Origin of the sequence: Rudaea sp. (assembly GCF_047601565.1) — a bacterium.
Taxonomy (GTDB): Bacteria; Pseudomonadota; Gammaproteobacteria; order Xanthomonadales; family Rhodanobacteraceae; genus Rudaea.
Genome location: NZ_JASGIY010000001.1, coordinates 598,559 through 617,509 on the forward strand (window position 1 = coordinate 598,559; position 18,951 = coordinate 617,509).

Annotated in this window: 13 protein-coding genes and 2 pseudogenes; 6 read left to right on the forward strand and 9 right to left on the reverse strand. The window is 66.2% G+C overall.

What is annotated here, in order from left to right; genetic code table 11:
* Positions 1-4: 4 nt before the first annotated feature.
* From QM741_RS02540 to QM741_RS02565, 6 genes are read right to left on the reverse strand one after another with little or no spacing between them, the layout of a single operon-like run.
* Positions 5-1,180, reverse strand: a complete 1,176-nt coding sequence (locus QM741_RS02540) for a lipase family protein (RefSeq protein WP_415209066.1) — start codon at positions 1,178-1,180, stop codon at positions 5-7.
* Positions 1,180-2,172 (reverse strand): sugar phosphate isomerase/epimerase family protein, encoded by a 993-nt coding sequence (locus QM741_RS02545; protein ID WP_415206176.1) that lies wholly within the window; start codon positions 2,170-2,172, stop codon positions 1,180-1,182. Before QM741_RS02545 ends, QM741_RS02540 begins: the two co-directional genes overlap by 1 nt.
* Positions 2,169-2,789, reverse strand: coding sequence for a gluconate 2-dehydrogenase subunit 3 family protein (locus QM741_RS02550; RefSeq protein ID WP_415206177.1), 621 nt, complete (start codon positions 2,787-2,789; stop codon positions 2,169-2,171). Before QM741_RS02550 ends, QM741_RS02545 begins: the two co-directional genes overlap by 4 nt.
* Complete coding sequence (locus QM741_RS02555) at positions 2,789-4,594, reverse strand: GMC family oxidoreductase (RefSeq protein ID WP_415206178.1); 1,806 nt, start codon at positions 4,592-4,594, stop codon at positions 2,789-2,791. Before QM741_RS02555 ends, QM741_RS02550 begins: the two co-directional genes overlap by 1 nt.
* Positions 4,595-4,596: 2 nt before the next feature.
* On the reverse strand, positions 4,597-6,186 hold the full coding sequence (locus QM741_RS02560) for a serine hydrolase domain-containing protein (protein WP_415206179.1): 1,590 nt from the start codon (positions 6,184-6,186) through the stop codon (positions 4,597-4,599).
* A 35-nt stretch (positions 6,187-6,221) separates the two neighbouring features.
* Positions 6,222-8,594: a TonB-dependent siderophore receptor gene (locus QM741_RS02565; protein WP_415206180.1), complete on the reverse strand. Its 2,373-nt coding sequence runs from the start codon at positions 8,592-8,594 to the stop codon at positions 6,222-6,224.
* A 314-nt stretch (positions 8,595-8,908) separates the two neighbouring features.
* Here QM741_RS02565 and QM741_RS02570 point away from each other — a divergent pair.
* The 6 genes and pseudogenes from QM741_RS02570 to QM741_RS02595 all read left to right on the forward strand — a co-directional run.
* Positions 8,909-9,592 (forward strand): annotated as a pseudogene (locus QM741_RS02570) (dihydroxy-acid dehydratase); the annotation flags it as partial.
* An 85-nt stretch (positions 9,593-9,677) separates the two neighbouring features.
* Positions 9,678-10,691, forward strand: coding sequence for a dihydroxy-acid dehydratase (locus tag QM741_RS02575; RefSeq protein ID WP_415206181.1), 1,014 nt, complete (start codon positions 9,678-9,680; stop codon positions 10,689-10,691).
* 152 nt (positions 10,692-10,843) lie between these two features.
* Complete coding sequence (locus tag QM741_RS02580) at positions 10,844-11,779, forward strand: AraC family transcriptional regulator (protein WP_415206182.1); 936 nt, start codon at positions 10,844-10,846, stop codon at positions 11,777-11,779.
* A 371-nt stretch (positions 11,780-12,150) separates the two neighbouring features.
* The gene (xylB, locus tag QM741_RS02585; protein ID WP_415206183.1) at positions 12,151-13,716 is read left to right on the forward strand and encodes a xylulokinase; all 1,566 of its coding nucleotides are present in this window, start codon (positions 12,151-12,153) and stop codon (positions 13,714-13,716) included.
* On the forward strand, positions 13,713-15,053 hold the full coding sequence (xylA, locus tag QM741_RS02590; RefSeq protein WP_415206184.1) for a xylose isomerase: 1,341 nt from the start codon (positions 13,713-13,715) through the stop codon (positions 15,051-15,053). Before xylB ends, xylA begins: the two co-directional genes overlap by 4 nt.
* Positions 15,054-15,090: 37 nt before the next feature.
* A pseudogene (locus QM741_RS02595) lies at positions 15,091-16,504 on the forward strand (sugar porter family MFS transporter).
* Positions 16,505-16,524: 20 nt separating this feature from the next.
* Here the strand turns inward: QM741_RS02595 and QM741_RS02600 are convergent.
* Genes QM741_RS02600 through QM741_RS02610 form a run of 3 tightly spaced genes read right to left on the reverse strand, consistent with a single transcriptional unit; the run spans position 16,525 to position 18,897 of the window.
* Entirely contained in the window at positions 16,525-17,292 is a 768-nt protein-coding gene (locus QM741_RS02600) for an SDR family NAD(P)-dependent oxidoreductase (RefSeq protein ID WP_415206185.1), read from the reverse strand.
* Positions 17,293-17,300: 8 nt separating this feature from the next.
* Positions 17,301-18,146 (reverse strand): fumarylacetoacetate hydrolase family protein, encoded by an 846-nt coding sequence (locus tag QM741_RS02605; RefSeq protein WP_415206186.1) that lies wholly within the window; start codon positions 18,144-18,146, stop codon positions 17,301-17,303.
* A gap of 16 nt (positions 18,147-18,162) precedes the next feature.
* Entirely contained in the window at positions 18,163-18,897 is a 735-nt protein-coding gene (locus QM741_RS02610) for an SDR family oxidoreductase (RefSeq protein WP_415206187.1), read from the reverse strand.
* Positions 18,898-18,951 lie beyond the last annotated feature (54 nt).

The following is an 18,951-nucleotide window of genomic DNA, read 5'->3' on the forward strand; positions in this document are numbered from 1 at the left end:
CGGATCAGCACGATTTCGGCAGCGGCTTTTCTTCCAGCCGATCGCGCAGCCAGTCGAGCACGTGCGACGCATCCACCGTGCCGTGGCTCTTGTCCGCCTGGAAATCGACGTCGATCTTCGTGCCGAGCTTGCAGGCGTCCTCGATCGCCTGTTTCGTCGAGGCCGGATCGATGTATTCGTCCTGGCCGGCGTAGATCACGAGCATCGGCACGTCGGTCTTGCGCTGCGGCACGGCCAGGGCCTGCAGGTTGGCCTGCAGCTTCAGCATCGCCTCGTGCGTCGCCGGCTTCAGCTCGTCCGGCTTCAACTGCAGCACGGCGGCGGTGCGCCCGGCGGGATCCTTGCAGCTGCCGAGTACGTCCCAATTCGTTTTCACCGAGCCCCGGCGGTACTGCTCGACGTCGAAGTCCGGATGCACCCATGCCTGCGTGATCAGCACCGCCACATAGGCGGCGCTCTGCTCCGGCGTCATCGCCTCGTCTTCCGCCATCTGCGCATAACCGGAGACGTTCGCCGCAGGCACGATGTTGACCGCGCCGAGAAGGCGCAGCTCGGGCGCGTACACCGGCGCCTGTTCCGCCGCCGACCACGATGCGCCGCCGCCCTGCGAGCCGCCGACGGCGACCCACCGATCGGAGACCGCGCCGGGTTTCGCGTTACGCAGCGCACGCACTGCGTCGATGACGTTGTAACCCTCGGTCTTGTTGTCGAGATAGACATGCTTGCCACCGCCGCCGAGACCCTGATAGTCGGTGAACGCGACGGCGTAGCCGGCTTTCAGATAGCCGCCCACCATCACCACCATGCCGTACAGGTTCGGCGAACCCGACGGGCCGCAATCGTTGGTCCACCCGGTGGTGCCGTGCGCATGCGAAAGCACGGGCCAGCCGCCCGGCGGCGGGGTGCCGGCCGGGATGAACAAGGCGCCGGTGACGACGGTGTGCTGGCCGTCGCTGGACGTGGAGCGGTAGCGCACGCGCAGCGCCTCGGCGCCGAGATCGCGGATCGACGGATCGATGTCGGCATACGGCTTCACTTCGACGACGGCGCCCGGCACGTCGGCGGCAGGCGCGGGAGCCGCGGTTTGCGCGGTTGCCGAGGATGCCGGTTCGGTGTGCGAACCGCAGCCGGCGAGCAGGGCGACGGTGAGCGTGCACATCGCCGTCAAAATGGAACGCATCACGATTCTTCTCCGGCGAACAGGTGAGTGAGGAAGCGATAGTCGTTTTTCACCGCGTCCCTCGGCGTGGTCGGAAACGGCGTTTCCTGCTCGACGAAAGCGTGCTCGATACGGCTGTGGCGCATCAACTCGACCAACTCGTTCCATTTCACGATGCCGGTGCCGATGTCGCAGGATGCCAAGTCGTGCACGCCCTTGCCGGGGCGCTGCACGTCTTTCAGATGAAGAAGCTTCAGCCGACCGCCGAGCAGCTTGAACAAAGCGCTTACGTCCTGCTTCGCCGAAACGGCCCAGCCGACGTCGAGTTCGAAATCGAGCAGCGCAGGATCGGTGCGCTCGACGAGGATGCGGTAGCCGTCCGTGCCGCCGGGCAGCGGCGCAAAGTCCATGCCGTGGTTGTGATAGGCCAGGCGCATGCCGAGCCTGCCGAGCGCCGCACCTTTTTCGTTGAGGAAATCCGCAGTGCGTTTCCAGTCGTCGGTCTGGAGCGTCGCGAACAATTTCGAAGCAGCCTCCTCGTTGAAACCGGCCGGCGGACGCTGCAGCACGTCGTAGATGCGGTCGGGCAGGTACGGAATCGGCACGACTGCGTATTTCGCGCCGAGCGTCTTGAGATCCTCGGCGAATCTCGGCAAGTCGTCGAAATTCCACATGCCGCCGGTCGCGCGCGGCGCGATGTGCACGGCTGGAGCCGCGAGCCCGGCCGCATCAAGCAGCTTGCGCAGCTCGGCCGCGGGCTTGCCGTAGTTGCCGGGAAACTCGACTTCGCGATAGCCGATCGCCGCGAGCGCCTTGAAGACGGCGCCGAGGTCGTCGCCGCCCTTGAGTCCCAAGGTATACAACTGCAATCCGGGCACCCATTTCAGCGGCGAACGCTTGGCCGGCGCGCCATTTGCCGCGCCGGGTCGCGCCGCCGCGATCGTCATTGCGGCCGCCGCGCCGGCCATCGTCGACAGCCAGCGCCGACGGGACGAGCGAAATCGTTCGTTCATGCGAGCCCCACTTTCTTGAGCACTTCCGGCGGCGGACCGTCGAACTGTTTCAACGGCACGTTGCCCACGTACTGCAAATCCTTGCGGCCCTGCGGCGTCGTGTAGAAACCGCCGGCGACGAGATCGCGGAAGCGGGCGAAGAATTTCGCCGCGTCGGCGTACTCCGCCTTCGCCGTGGGCGCGTAGCAGATGTCGTCGCAGATCCTGTGGCGTTGATCCTCGCCGAGCGCAGCCAGCGGCTTCGCGAATCGGCGGTGGGCTTCGGCATCGATCCAGGCGAGGCCGTCGAGCACGATCTTGCGATCGGCGCGCTGATGCTCGTAAGGCGCGCTGACCCATTCGTCGATGAAATCGACGACGCCGACGGCCGACGCGCTCGGCGAGGAATCGTCGGCCGGGATGATCGTGTCGCACAGCACCGTCGCGCTCTTGCGCTGCTCCGGCGTCAGCGTGAGCGGCCACAGCTCGCCCGGATGATGGATTTCGATCAAGTTCGGGTCGAAGCCGTAGGGCTTCGCTTCGCTCGCGTCCTTCGCCCCGGCAAGCGGCGCGAAGCGGCCGAGCGGCAAGGTCGCCGCCGCGGTGAGCACCCATTTCAATGAGGTTCGACGATCCATCACAGCTCCTTGCGCTGCATGCGGGCTAGAATCCGGTCGGCCACGCGCCAGGCGTTCGCCATGATGGTCAAGGTCGGATTCTTGTCCGCGTTCGAGGGAAATACCGAGCCGTCGGCGAGGAACAGGTTCTTCACGTCCCAGGCCTGGCACCACTGGTCGACCACCGAACGCTGCGGATCGGCGCCCATCAGCGCGCCGCCGAGTTCGTGGATGATGTTGCCGCCCGCATGGATCGCGCCGTCGCCGTCGAGCCGTGCCTTGCCTCTCACGCGCCCGCCCATCGCCTCGATCAGCTCGGCGAACGTCTTCTGCATGTGCCGCGCCTGCCTGATTTCGTGTTCGGACCATTGCCAATGAAAGCGCAGCACGGGAATGCCCCAGCGGTCCTTCACCTGCGGATCGATCTCGCAATACGACTCATCGTTCGGAATCATCTCGCCGCGGCCGGAGAAACCGACGAACGAGCCGTAGTAGCGGCGCGCGTCCTGCTTGAACTTCGCGCCGTAGCTGCCGCCGGTCAGCCATTCGAGTCCGCCCGCCGTGCCGAAGTCCGGCATCCGGCGGCCGCCGCCGAACTCGATGTGGTAGCCGCGCGGGAAGTCGAGCTTGCCGGCCTTCTGCGCGCGATAACCCCACCACGGTACGTAGAGATGCAGGCCGGAGACGCCGTCTTCGTTGTGCGGCGGCAGGCTTTCGAGCAGCGGGACCTGGCCTTCGAGATCGCTGCCGACCGTGTCCATGATGTACTTGCCGACCTTGCCGCTCGAATTCGCCAGGCCCTGCGGAAACCGCGCCGACTTCGAGTTGAGCAGGATGCGCGCCGTCTCGCACGCGCTCGCCGCGAGCACGACGACGCGCGCGCGCGCCTCGCGCGACTTGCCCGTGCGCTTGTCGACGAAACGCACGCCCGAGGCGCGGCCGTCCTTCGCAAGCAGGACTTCCGCCACCATCGCATCGCACAGAATGTCGAGCTTGCCGGTTTCCAGCGCCGGCGGCAGATGCACCGTGGTCGACTGGTAGTTCGCGCGGATCGAGCAGCCCTGCCCGCACGGCGTCGCGAAGAAGCACGGCGAACGCCGGCGCATGTCGCGCGCGATGATCTCCTGCGCCGCGGCGTTGCCCGGATGCAGCTTGGCCGGCGAGTTCTGCCAGTCCAGCGCCTGGGTGAGCACCGCGCGATGGCCCGGAATCACCGGCAGCCCGAGCTTCTTGCCGTGCTTTTGCACGAGCAGGTCGCTCACCAGCGGTTTCGGCGGCGGCAGCAGGCAGCCCGCGGGCGAGTCCGGCGTGTTCTCGAGTCCCTCGTTGGAACCGTAGACGCCGATGAGCATCTCGACCTTGTCGTAGTACGGCGCCATGTCCTTGTAGGAGATCGGCCAGTCGAAGCCGAGGCCGTCGCGCGAGTACGGCTTGAAATCGTAGTGGCCGTTGCGCAGCGCGATGCGGCCCCAGTGATTCGTGCGTCCGCCGAGCATGCGCGCGCGCCACCACTCGAAGCGCTGCGATTTTTCCTCGCTAGCCTGCGTGTACGGCTCGCCCGGCACCTGCCAGCCGCCGTCGACCGTCGCATCGTAGAAGCCGAACGGCTTTTCCGGCGTGGCGGTGGCGCGCAGCGGCGCCATCTCGGGCGTCTGGAACATCGCGGTCTCGCGCTCCGGATCGTAGCGGCGCCCGGCTTCGAGCATGAGCACGCGCGCGCCGTTCATCGTCAGCGTGTAGGCGGTCTGGCCGCCGCCCGCGCCGGAACCGACGACGATGGCGTCGTATTCGCCGCGCACCGCGGCTTCCGCAGTCACGAACGGCATCGTCAGGACTCCGCCTTGCCTTTCAAAACCCGCCGCGTTTCCGCATGCGCGGCGGCGGCCATCTGCGTCAAGCTGTTGAGGAAATGCACTTCGACGGTGTCGCCGGCGAAATGCAGCGTCACGTCGTCGAAGTGCGGCGTTTCGTAGTAGCGCCAGCGCATCCGGAACGTATCCGCATCCTTCCACGCGCCGGCCGCGGCGATCTTCGCGGGATATTTCGGATTCGCGTAGCTGCCGACCAGTTCGGTCCATTCGGGCGGCGTGCCGGGCAGCTCGGTCTCGCCGTCGCGCCAGCGGCCGATGCCGCAGGCGATGGCGTGGGTTTTGCCGTCGATCTCGAAGCCGAGGCGGCAAGCGTCCTTGTCGAACGCGAGCGTGAGGCGACGGATGCCGAGCGCGTTCGATTCGACCGCGAACTCGCGATGCGCGACCGCCTGCGGCGAAGCGGCCGAGCCTTCGGGGAGTTTCAGCGCAAGTCCGGCGAGTTGCGCGCGCAGGCGCTCGAATGCCGCGCGATCGGCGGGCAACGCGGCTGGGTGCAGACCTGGCAGCAGATGTTCCCAGACGAGATTGAGCAAACCCTGCATGTCGAGCGTGCGGCTCGTGATTGCGACGACCGCATCGAGCTGCGGGATGACGATGCAGAACTGGCCGAACGCGCCGTCGCCGCGGAACGCGTCGTGGCGGCAGCGCCAGAACTGGTAGGCGTAGCCCTGGTGCCAGTCGCTGTCCTTTTTGAGCTGGGCGAGATCCTGGCCCGGTCCGGGCGGCTGCTGGATCTTGAAACTCGTCGCTTGCTCGATCCATTCGCGCGGCAGCAACTGCTTGCCGTTCCACCGGCCTTCCTGCAAATAGAACTGGCCGAATTTCGAGAGCGTGTCGGTGGTGGCGCCGAGTCCCCAACCGCCCGTGTTGATGCCGCGCGGACACTCCGACCAACGCATCGGCGGCAGTCCGAGCGGATCGAACAGGCGCGGCCGCAGATAGTCGACGACGCGCTCGCCGGTCACCTTCTGCACGATCGCCGACAGCATGTACGTCGCCGCGCTGTTGTAGAGAAAAACGCTGCCGGGAGGAAACTGGATCGGCAGCGCGAGGAAAGCCTTGACCCAATCCTGCTCGTGCGTGACGGCGGGCGTCGCATCGTTCGCCTGCCCGACCGACATCGTCAGCAGATGTTCGACGCGCAGCGCGGCGAGGTTTTCGCTGATCTGCGCCGGCTTCTGCGCGGGGAAAAAGTCGACGACCTTGTCCGACAGTTTCAACTTGCCCGAAGCGACGGCGAAGCCGACCGCGGTCGAGGTGAAACTCTTGCTCAGCGAGTACAGGCTGTGCGGCGCCTGCGCGCGGTACGGCGCCCACCAGGCGCGCACCGCCGGCTTGCCGCCACGCGCGACGACGAGGCCGTGCAGCTCGAACGAACCGGCCGCGGCGGCGTCGATGAACGCGCTCACCGCGGCGCAAGAAACGCCGAGCGCTTCGGGCTCGGCCCCGTCCGCGGCGAAGGCGAGGCCGGGAAGCGCATCGCCGCATCCTGCGACGAACGCGGTCCATCCGATTTGCCGCAGGAACAACCGACGCTTTTCGTTCACCGTTCGCTCAATCCGCTCGACATGCCTCGACCGTCTCACAGCTTGTATTTCACCGTCAAGAAGTACGCACGCGGAGACTGCGGCTGGAACGCGTTGTTCATCACGTAGCCACGGCGGTCGGTGAGGTTGTCGATGTTGAAGAGGAAATTCAGATGGTTCCATTCATAGCCGGCGAACGCCGACACCTGGGCGAGGCCGGGGATGTGCACGTCGTAATGCCAGTCCGCCGCGAGCACGCCGCGCGTGGAGGTCTGCGCGTGCAGCCAGCCGCCGAGACTGAGGCCCTGCAGCGGGCCTTGCTTGAACATGTATTTGGCCGTGAGGTTGGCGGCTTGACGCGGCGCCGAGGGGAAACGCAAGCCGGTCTGCTGCGGCACGCCCGGATAGGCCAGATACTTGGCCACGGCCAGGTCGGTGAAGTTCGCCGACAACTGCCAATTCTCGCTCGGCAGCCAAGTGACCTCACCCTCGAAACCCTGCGCGCGGCCAACGCCGCCGAGGTTGTACTCGACCAAGCCGCCGTTCTCGCCCATGTGCGAATAGTCCGGCGTGGCGATATTGCTGAGGTCGTCGCGGAAGACGGAAAACGTGCTGGTCACCGCGCCGTTGAGCCAGGCTGTCTTCACGCCGAACTCCTTGCCGGTGCCTTTCTGCGGCGGAACCAGTTCGTTGGTACCCGGCTCGATGATCCCCGACGGCGTGAACGATTTCGAATAGTTGGCGAAGAACGCGGTATCGGCAAAGAACGAATCCGGCCCGAACGGCTTGCCGAGAATGCCGATCTGCGGCGTCGTCTCGCTCGACGGCGACTCCACGCCCTGGACGACTTCGCCCGCGGTCCTGGTATGGCGCAATCCGAGCAGCACATGCAGGCGGTCTTCGAACATCGACATCTGTTCGGCCGCGTAGTAGGCGTGCGTATTCGCATGACCGGTGTCGCTCGTGTTGATGAGATTCGGTATCGGGAAAATCGCGCGCCAGGCATTCGCCTCGTCCTGCAACATCAACGGCCCGTCGCGGAAGAAATTCCACGGCTGCCCGGCGGCATTCACCGGTGCCAGCGGATCCACCCATGCCCGGAAATAGTCCAGTTTCGAATAGGACGCCTGATAACCGAGCAACAGCGAATGGCTGATCGGACCGGTATCGAACGTGAATGCGGCTTCGAGCTTGTTCTCCCAGCCGGAGCCGCCCTCGTTGGCATCGAGGAAACCGGAAACGAGGCCGTAGGTGCTGACGTTGCCGTCGGGACCGAGCACCTTGGCGCCGCTCTGCAACAGCGCAAGCACGGCCCATTTGAAATCGACGTGGCCGAAGCTGTCGCGGATCTGGACATGATCATTGATCGTGTAGTTGATCTCCGTGCTCCAGAAGCGAGACAGCTCGGTGTTGCTGTTCTGCGGCCCGAGCACGTTGTAGCGCGCGCCGCGCGGGAGATACTGCTCGGCCGTGATCGTCTGCGGCGGTTCGTTGGCGCCGTAGTTCCGCGCGACCCAGTCGTCGAGATAGGTGTCCTGCGGCGCGCCCGAGCCGATGAAGCCCTGATGGCTCACCGGCAGCGTCGACAACTGGTCCTTGTCCTTGATGTTGCGGTAGTTGAAGTTGATGCTCAGGTCGGCGATCGGCCGCCAGGTAAGGCCGAGGATGTAGGTGCGTTCGTTCTGGCCGGTCCAGTCGACCCAGCCCCGGGCGTTCTTCGCGTAGACATCGACGAGGTAGGCGAACTGGTCGCCCACCGGCCCGGTCGAAAAGAATTCGCCGCTGCGATAGGCCCAGCTACCGTACTCGCCCTGGAAATAGGTCTGCGGCGTGAACGAAGGCTTCTTGTAGATGATGTTGATCGAGCCGCCCGGCGGCACGTTGCCGTTGAACACGGCCGATGGGCCCTTGAGCACCTCGATGCGATCGACGCCGGCGCTCGAGCCGAGTCCCGATGCCGTCGAAAGAGTATCGAAGCCGTCGATCTGCGGCGTCACCGCGTATCCGCGCACGCCGAAATTCGTGCCGACCTCGCCGCTGTTGTTCTGCCCGGTCACGCCGGTGAGCGCGCCGATCGCCTGCATGAGCTGCGAGGAAGCGGTGTCTTCGAGAAACTGCGAATTGAGCGCGGAAATCGAGATCGGCGTGTTGATGATTTCGGTCACCACGCCGGTCGCGCTCGTCGCCGCGCTGGTGCGGTAGCCGATCACCTGGACCGTGCCCATCAGCGAGGGTTTGTTATTCTCTTCGGACTTCTCCGTCTTGTCGCCGGGTTGGGCGTCCGCCGCCGGCGGGGTGGCCTGCGCGTCCGCATCGACCGGATCGCCCGTCGCCGCCAAGGCGTTCGCGGACAGGACCAGCATCGCCAGCAAGCCGCCGCGGATCGCCGCCGGAAGCTTCGAAAACGTAATCGGACGTGTGTTCCGCATCATCATCCCCTCTCTATTTCTTTTAGGTTTCCCGGCACCATCGGCGTTGACGACAACGTTCGAGGCCGGCCGCCTTCGGTGCGAGGCGGCGGCAATTAGGGCATGCGCAAACGAAAAGTGTCTACGCGTTAATTTGCCGGCTTCGGATACAGACTTAATCGCCCAGGCCGATGTCGGCGGACGGGCCGCGGAACGTTGCGGCGACGCAGCAACGCGCCCTGGCGAGATTTGTATTGCCGCCAGGGCAAATCATGCGTGGTTGCGCGATCGGCCGCGGCGCGAGGATGGACGTTCGAGCAAACCAAGCCGACGCGATGAGCAAGAAGACGAAAACGCTGCGCAGCGCCGACTGGTTCGGCGATGCGGCCCATCCCGTCGACACGGCTTTGTACATCGAGCGCTATCTGAACTACGGGCTGACGCGCGAAGAACTCCAGTCCGGCCGTCCGATCATCGGCATCGCGCAATCGGGTAGCGATCTGGCGCCGTGCAACCGCCATCACCTGCAGCTCGCCGCGCGCGTGCGCGACGGCATCCGCGCGGCCGGCGGCATCGCGCTCGAATTTCCCGTCCATCCGATCCAGGAGACGGGCCGCAGGCCGACCGCCGCGCTCGACCGCAACCTGTGCACGCTGGCGTTGACCGAGATCCTGCAGGGCTATCCGCTCGACGGCGTCGTCCTCACCACCGGCTGCGACAAGACGACTCCGGCGCAACTGATGGCGGTCGCGATGCTCGACCTGCCGGCGATCGTGCTGAGCGGCGGACCGATGCTCAACGGCTGGCAGGGCGAGCGGCGCATGGGCTCGGGCACGATCGTCTGGGAAGCGCGCGATCGCCTGAGCACCGGCGAAATCGATTTCGAGCAGTTCATGGCCGAAGTGGCTTCGTCGGCGCCGAGCATCGGCCACTGCAACACGATGGGCACCGCGTTGACGATGAATTGTCTCGCCGAGGCGCTCGGCATGTCGCTGCCGGGTTGCGCGGCGATTCCGGCCGCGTACCGCGAGCGCGCGCAGATCGCCTACCGCACCGGCCTGCGCATCGTCGGCATGGTGCGCGAAGATTCTGCGTCCGTCGCGCGTGCTCTCGCGTGCCGCGTTCCTCAATGCGATCAAAGTCTGCTCCGCGATCGGCGGCTCGACCAACGCGCCGATCCATCTGCAGGCGATCGCGCAATGCGCCGGCATCGAGCTGTCGCTCGGCGACTGGCAGGAGCACGGATTCGACATTCCGTTGCTGGTCAATTGCCAGCCGGCCGGCGAATTCCTCGGCGAGGATTTCCACCGTGCCGGCGGCGTGCCCGCGGTGCTCGGCGAACTGCTGCGCGGCGGCCTCGCCGACGGCGAAGCGCGCTCGGTCTGCGGGCGCAGCATCGACGAGGAATATCGAGAGTCCAGAAGCACGAACGAGGACGTCATCCGACCGCTGCGTGCGCCGCTGCGCGAGCGCGCGGGATTCCAGGTGCTCGCCGGCAACCTGTTCCGCTCGGCGTTGATCAAGACCTCGGTGATCGGCGAGGCGTTTCGCGCGCAGTACCTCTCCGATCCCGCCAGGCCGGACGTGTTCCGCGTCCGCGCCGTCGTCTTCGAGGGGCCCGAGGACTACGACGCGCGCATCGACGATCCCGCGCTCGCGATCGACGAGTCGTGCCTCCTCGTCATGCGCAACTGCGGCCCGCTCGCGTATCCCGGCTCGGCCGAAGTCGTCAACATGGCGCCGCCGCGCGAGCTGATCCGCAAAGGCATCGCCGTGCTGCCGTGCATGGGCGACGGGCGCCAGAGCGGCACCTCGGCGAGCCCGTCGATCCTGCACGTCTCGCCCGAAGCGGCGGCCGGCGGCGGCCTCGCCCTGCTGCGCAACGGCGATGTGATCGAAATCGACTTGCGTCGCGGCACGGTGAACGCGCTCGTCGACGATGCCGAGCTGGAACGGCGGCGCGCCGCGCTCCCGCCGCCGAAGCTCGTCGACCAGACGCCGTGGCAGGAAATCTATCGCGAGCGCGTCTCCGCTCTCGACGAAGGCGCCGTGCTGCATACGCGCGGCGACTACACGCGCATCGTCGAGCGCTTCGGCACGCCGCGGAATTCGCACTGATGGCTGCGCGGCGTGCCGGAAGTCGCGAAGTCCGCAGCGCGAACGCACGCGACGATCCGCACTTGCTTTTTTGAAAACGCATAACGCATAGTGATTTCACAACACGGACAGCCGACTGACTTCAGCGAGCTGCCGAAATCGGGAGGGCAACAATGGAACCGAGATTCGAAACGGTACAGGCGGACGCGGCGAGTTCTTTCCGCTGCCTGTGGTTCACGTGTCCGAGCTTCGCCGAGGACCATACCTGGCACTACCATCCGGAATTCGAACTGATCTGGATCGTGCGCAGCCACGGCACGCGTTTCGTCGGCGACAACATCGAGCCCTACCACGCCGGCGATCTCGTCCTGATCGGCCCGAACATGCCGCACTGCTGGCACGACGAACCCGAAGCCGGCGAGGAGTTGCCCGAGGCGGCCGTCGTGCAGTTCCGGCCCGAGATGTTCGGCCACGGTTTTCTCGACCTGCCCGAATTCGAGCCGATCAAACGCCTGTTCCGCGCTTCCAAGTGCGGACTGCACATCGAAGGCGAAACGGCCGAGCGCGTGCAGGCGCAGATGCGCACGCTGTTCGAAAAAAAGGGTATCGCCCGGCTGCTCGAACTGCTCGACATCCTGCGCGTGCTCGCCGAATCGGAAAACGATCTGCGCTATCTCGCCAGCGTCGACTATCACATCACGAACGACGTCACCGAACTGAACCGGCACCGCATCGAACTGATCCATCGCTACGTGCGCCAGAACCTCGGCAGCGAGATCAACCAGTCCGACGTCGCCCGCCTCGTCGGCCTGACGCCGCCGGCGTTCAGCCGGTTCTTCCGCCGCGCCACGGGCCAGACCTTCGTCGGCTTCGTCAACATCCTGCGCATCAACGAAGTGTGTCGCGCGATGACCGAAGGCAACGAGTGCATCACCAACATCGCGATGAACTGCGGCTACAACAACATCGCGAACTTCAACCGCCAGTTCCTCGCCCTCAAGGGCATGAATCCGAGCCAGTACCGGGACCGCCACGCTCGCATGCAGAGCGTGGCCAATCGGTTCTCGACCGAGAACATCGCGATGCGCCGGATCATCGAGCCGGCGTGATCTTCCGCACGCTTGGCACAAATTGAACGGCGCTGCCGCCAAGACGCCGCCCAGGAACCGCAACAGGATTCCTTCGCCGGTTCAGTGTCACCTCCCGCCGCCGTGCGCCTGATCGGCGCGGCGAGCATGGCCGCGGACGTCCGGCCCCGCCGATTGTTTTTCGATGCCGCGTTCACCGGCATGGCCTCGTATTAAACGCGTACGCATGCGCGGCCAAGGAATGCGTGGCGCGAGGCAAACCGGGATTTACCATCGATCGCGCAAGCAACGGAGCGACGAGACGCGCCATCCGCCGGCATGGCTTCGCCTGCGCATGGCGGCGATCGCCCCTGAGCGTCCGTCGCACGGAAGGTATCCACAGAGATGTGTGCATGAGCCTGGTTGTTGGACTTGATGTCGGCACGCAAAGCGTGAAACTTGTCGCCTACGACTTTGCGGCGGGCAACGTCGTCGCGACGCATAGCCAGGCGCTCGACCTGATTGCGCGGGACGACGGCACGCGCGAGCAGCATGCGCAGTGGTGGCTGGACGCGATCCGCGCCTGCTTCGCGAAACTCGATGCCGAGCAGCGCTCGCGCGTCGTTGCGATCGGCGTATCGGGACAGCAGCACGGTTTCGTTCCGGTGGACGCAGCGGGTCGCGTGCTCGCGACCGTCAAGCTCTGGTGCGACACGAGCACGCAAGCCGAATGCGACGCCGTCATGGCCGCGGCGGGCGGTCCGCACGAGTGCGTCCGCGCGGCGGGCAATCCGGTGCTCGTGGGTTACACCGCATCGAAGTTGCCCTGGACGCGCAAGCATCGGCCGGAGGCCTATGAGCGCATGGCCGCCATCCTGTTGCCGCACGACTACGTGAATTTCTGGCTCACGGGCGAGCGCTGGATGGAATGCGGCGACGCCTCGGGCACGGGCTGGTTCGACGTGCGCCATCGCCGCTGGTCGTCCGCGATGCTCGCCGCGACCGACGGCGAGCGCGATCTTTCCGGACTGCTGCCGCCGCTCGTCGCGGCGGACGCAAGCTTCCCGATTTCGCCGGCGACGGCCGCGGAACTGGGACTGCCGCCCGGGGCGATCGTGAGCGCCGGCGGCGGCGACAACATGATGAGCGCCATCGGCACGGGCAACGTCGAGTCCGGCATGCTCACGCTGAGCCTCGGCACCTCAGGCACGCTGTTCGGCCATGCGGATCGTGCAGTGGTCGACGACGCCGCGGGCTGGGCCGCGTTCTGTTCATCGACCGGCGCCTGGCTTCCGCTGATCTGCACGATGAACTGCGCGGGCGCGACCGACGGCGTCGCACGCGCGTTCGGTTTTGCCGCACGCGAGGGCGAGGCGTTGATGGCGCAGACGCAGCCCGGCGCGGGCGGTGTCGTCATGCTGCCGTTCTTCAACGGGGAACGCACGCCGAACCTGCCGAGCGCACGCGCGTCGCTGCACGGCATGGACTTCCACAACTTCGCGCGGGCCAACCTCTATCGCGCGGCGATGGAAGGAGCGACCTACGCGTTGCGCAACGGTTTCGATGCGCTCGAGCGCGCGGGCATGGATTTCACAGAAATTCGTCTTACCGGCGGCGGCAGCCGCAGCGCGGCCTGGCGGCAGCTCGTCGCCGATGTCTTCGCGTTGCCAGTGGCGATTCCGCAGCAGACCGAGAGTGCCGCCTTGGGCGCCGCGCTGCAGGCAGCTTGGGCGCATGCGCGCGCCGGCGGCGACGCGATCGGCATCGCCGAGATCGCGCGAAGGCATGTGCGCTGCGATCCGGCGTTGTCCGCGCAGCCGGTCGATTGCGCCGCCTATGCCGCGCCGTACCGGAAATTCATGCGCCATCTCGAGGCGGCGCAGGATTTCTACGCAAGCCGCGATGCCGCGGGTCATGCCCGTGGTCGTCCGCAATCCCACAACTTCTCTTGCGATCGACAACAACGTTCCCGACCATGAGCACTCCATTCAAAGGCGCGCGCGAATTCTTCCCCGGCATCGACCGTATTCCGTTCGAGGGCGTCGGCTCCGACAATCCGCTGGCGTTCAAGCACTACCATGCCGATCGCAAAGTCGGCGACAAGACGATGGCCGAGCATCTGCGCTTCGCGGTGTGCTACTGGCACAGCTTCGTGAACGCCGGCCACGATCCGTTCGGGCCAGGCACGCGCAACTATCCCTGGGACACGGTTGGAGAGCATGCGCTTGCGCGCGCGGAGTCCAAGCTCGACGCGGCGTTCGAGTTCTTCACCAAGCTCGGCGTACCTTACTACTGCTTTCACGACATCGACCTCGCGCCCGATGCCGACGACGTCGCGACTTACGAGAAAAACCTGAAGCACATGGTCGGGCTCGCCAAGGAGCGGCAGAAGGCCACCGGCATGAAGCTGCTCTGGGGTACGGCCAACCTGTTCAGTCATCCGCGCTACATGAACGGCGCGGCGACCAATCCCGACTTCGCCGTGGTCGCGCGCGCGGCCGTGCAGGTCAGGAACGCGATCGACGCCACGGTCGAGCTCGGCGGCGAGAACTACGTGTTCTGGGGCGGCCGCGAAGGCTATGCCTCGCTGCTCAACACGGACATGAAGCGCGAACTCGAACATTTCGCGCGCTTCCTCGCGCTGGCGCGCGATTACGGCCGCAGCGCCGGCTTCAAGGGCAATTTCCTGATCGAACCCAAGCCGATGGAACCGATGAAGCACCAGTACGACTTCGACGCGGCGACCGTCGCGGGCTTTCTCTTCCGCCATGGTCTCGAGAAGGATTTCAAGCTCAACATCGAGGCGAACCATGCGACACTGTCGGGCCATACGTTCGATCACGATCTGCAGGTCGCCTCGGACCATGGCCTGCTCGGCAGCATCGATGCAAACCGGGGCAATGCGCAGAACGGCTGGGACACCGACCAGTTCCCGACGGATCTGTACGACACGGTCGGCGCAATGCTGGTCGTATTGCGCCAGGGCGGCCTTGCACCGGGAGGCCTCAATTTCGACGCGAAGGTGCGGCGCGAATCCACCGATGCGGAGGATCTGTTCCTCGCCCACATCGGCGGCATGGACGCATTCGCACGCGGCCTCGAAGTCGCGCACGCATTGCTGGCAAAATCGCCGCTGGAGACCTGGCGCAGCGAACGCTACGCGAGTTTCGACGCCGGCGCGGGGCGCGATTTCGAGCGAGGACGCCTGAGCCTGGCCGATCTGCACGCGCTGGCCCTGGCCGCCGGCGAACCCGCCCGACGCAGCGGCAGGCAGGAGCGTTACGAAAACCTTTTGAACCAATATTTGATGCGTTAGAACCGGACTGGGAAACACGAGCATGAACAGCATTGCGATGGACGATACCGCAGCCGATGGCGCAGAAAACATGCGCTTCATCGTCCTCATCAGTTGCGTCGCGACGATAGGCGGGTTCCTGTTCGGCTTCGACAGCGGCGTCATCAACGGCACCGTCGACGGTCTGCGCCAGACCTTTCATTCGACCTCAGCGGGCATCGGCTTCGAGGTCGCTTCGATGCTGCTCGGCTGCGCGCTCGGCGCGTTTTTCGCGGGCCGCCTGGCCGACCGCTGGGGCCGGCGCACGCTGCTGATCATCGCGGCGACGCTGTTCCTGCTCTCGGCGCTCGGCGCGGGCGCGGCGACGACGTCGGCGTTCTTCGTCGCCGCGCGCGTACTCGGCGGGTTCGCGGTGGGGGCGGCGAGCGTGATGTCGCCCGCGTACATCGCCGAGGTGGCGCCGGCGCGCTATCGCGGCCGGCTGGCGACGGTGCAGCAGATCGCGATCATCGGCGGCCTGTTCTGCGCGTTCCTGAGCAACTACCTGCTCGCGAAGGCCGCGGGGGCATCGACCGGAGCGCTCTGGTTGGGCAAGGAGGCATGGCGCTGGATGTTCTGGATGCAGACGTTCCCCTCGCTCGCCTTTCTTCTCCTGCTGCTGCCGATTCCCGAGAGCCCGCGCTATCTCGTTGCGAAAGGCAGCGCGGACCGGGCGACGGCCGTGCTGACGAAGCTCTATGGCACCCTTGAGGCGCGCGCGAAAATCGCCGAGATCGAAGCGTCGCTGTCGCACGACCATCGACCGCGACTGTCGGATCTCGTCAACGCGCAGACCGGGCGCGTGCGGTCCATCGTCTGGGTTGGCATCGGGCTCGCGACGTTCCAGCAGCTCGTCGGCATCAACGTCGTGTTCTACTACGGCGCGGTGCTGTGGCAGGCGGTCGGATTCAACGAAAACGACGCGCTGCTCATCAACGTGATTTCGGGCGCGGCGAGCATCGGCGCGTGTCTCGTCACGATGCTGCTGATCGATCGCATCGGGCGCAAGCCGCTGCTCTGGATCGGTTCGCTCGGCATGACGGTTTCGCTCGCGCTCGTGGCGATCGCGTTTGCGAACGCTGCGCTCGACGCGAACGGCAAGCTCGTGCTTTTGCCCGCGCTGAGCCTGCTCGCGCTCGTTGCGGCGAACGTCTATGTGATCTTCTTCAACCTGTCCTGGGGACCGGTGATGTGGGTGATGCTCGGCGAGATGTTCCCGAACCAGAATCCGCGGCTCGGGCCTCGCGGTCGCGGGTGCCGCGCAATGGAGCGCCAATTTCCTCATCACGGTGACGTTCCCGATGCTGCTCGCGGGCATCGGCCTCGCCGGCGCCTACAGCCTTTACGCGATCGCGGCGGCGATCTCGGTGTATTTCGTCGTGCGCTGCGTGCATGAAACGCACGGCAAGGAACTCGAGCAGATGGAAGGCTAGCGCGGCGCCGACCGGTCTCTTCAGTAGGGCCAATTCGGCTGCGTGAACAGGCCTCCGTCGACGCCGAGCGTCTGCCCGGTGATGAAGCTCGCCCCCTCGCTGCACAGGAACAGCACGGCATTGGCGACGTCGGCCGGCGCGCCGACGCGGCGCAGCGGCGTGATGCGCGACCAGGTGCTGTCGTAGTCGGGCGATTCGCGGCGCGTGCGCTCGATTCCGATGGCGCCCGGCGCCACGCAGTTCACCGTGATCCCGTGAGGCCCGAGTTCCATCGCCGCGCTGCGCGTGAACTGGTCGATGCCGGCCTTCGACGCGGAGTAATCGACGAGATTCGGGAACGGGATCTTGTTGCAGCCCGAGCCGATGTTGACGATGCAGCCACCACGGCCCGCGGCGATCATCATGCGCGCCGCCTTCTGCGTGTTGAGGAAGCAGCCCTTCAGGTTGGTGCGCAGGACGCGATCCCAATCCGCTTCGCCGAGCTGCAGCAGCGGACTCCAGGTCTGTACGGCCGCGTTGTTCACGAGCAGGCGCGGCGCGCCGCCGAAGCATCGCTGCGCGGCGTCGAAGAAGATTTCGACTTGCTCGGCGATGCCGGCATCGCAGGCGGCGAGATAGGCGCGCCGCCCAATCGCCTCGATTTCCCCGGCGACCCGCGCCGGCGAACCGTCGTCGTGCAGCCAGGTGGCGGCGACATCCCACCCGTCGCGGGCCAACGCCAACGCGATCTCGCGGCCGATGCCCGAGGTGCCTCCGGTGACGACTGCCCAGCGAGTGTCCGAATTCATCCGCAGCCTCAAAGCCGGTAACGTTTGACGCACTGACGCTGCGCGCCCAGTCCGTCGATCGCCAGTTCGACCACGTCGCCTTCGCGCAGCCACTGCGGCGGCTTCATCGCCATGCCCACGCCGTGCGGCGTGCCGGTGCTGATCACGTCGCCCGGCTGCAGGCTCATGAACTGGCTGACGTAATGTACGAGAAACGGCACATCGAAGATCATGTCGCGCGTATTGCCGGACTGGACGGTGCGGCCGTTGACCCGGCACTGCAGATGCAAGGCGCGGAAATCGGCCACCTCGTCGGCCGTCGCCAGGAACGGCCCGATCGGGCAGAACGTGTCGCAGCCCTTGCCCTTGTCCCATTGGCCGCCGCGCTCGATCTGATAGCTGCGCTCGGAGACGTCGTTGACGATGCAGTAGCCGGCGACGTGCTCCAACGCGCGGTCGAGCGGAACGTAGCGCGCCTCTTTGCCGATCACCACGCCGAGCTCGACCTCCCAGTCGCCTTTCTGCGCATCCGGCGGCAGCACGATGTCGTCGTTCGGCCCGACGATGGCCGAGGTGGCCTTGAGGAAAAGTATCGGCTCGCGCGGCGGCGCCTGTCCGGTCTCGCGCGCGTGGTCGACGTAATTCAGTCCAACGCATACGATCTTGCCGATGCCGCTCAGCGGCGGCCCGATGCGCACGCCGTCGGCGACGCGCGGCAGCGACTCGGGCGAGACCCCGCGCAACGCGGCGATCGACGCGGCGAGACCGGCGGCGGCGAAATCCGGCACGATCGCGGAAACGTCGTGCACGTTTCCGTCCGCATCGGCGAGGGCCGGCCGCTCGCGGCCGCTCGACCCGTATCGCATCAACCTCATCGTTGTCTCCTTCTCCTCAGAGCGCGAAGCCGCCGTCGATCACGATATCCGACCCGGTCATGAATGCGCTCTCGTCGGACGCAAGCAGCGCGGCCACGGCGGCGACTTCCTCCGCCCTGCCCAACCTTCCCATCGGCTGGCGCGCGATCATGTCGACGCGCATCTGCGCCGGATCGGCCGCCGCGGCGATGCGCCCGCCGAGCGAAGGCGTGTCGATCGTACCGGGACTGATCGAATTGCAGCGCACGCCGTCGCCGATGAAGTCGAGCGCGATCGAGCGCGTCATCGCGATGACCGCGCCTTTCGTCGCCGCGTAGACGAAGCGCCGGCGCGCCGCCGCCGTCGTCGACACCACCGAGGCGATGTTGACGATCGAGCCGCTGCGCCTCGCGCGCATGCCCGGCAGAACGGCCCTGGCCATGATGTAGACCGACTCGACGTTGATGCGCAGGCTGCGCGCGAAATCCGCCTCGTCGCACTCCAAGATGTCGCCGACCGCCACGTACCCTGCGCAGTTGACGAGCACGTCGATGCGCGGATGCCGCGCCACGACTGCGACCACCGCCTTCGCGTCGGTCGCGTCGAGTTTCACCGCGACCGCTTCGCACGGGAAATCGCCGAAATGCTCCTCGCTGATGTCGCTCGCGATCACGCTCGCGCCTTCGGCGCAGAAGCGGTCGACGATGGCGCGGCCGATGCCCTGCCCGGCACCGGTCACCAGGCATGTTTTTCCCGACAATCCGCCCGTCATGTCCCTCTCCAAATTCCGCAAGCGATGTTAGGAAGGGCCCGCCCGGCCCGACAG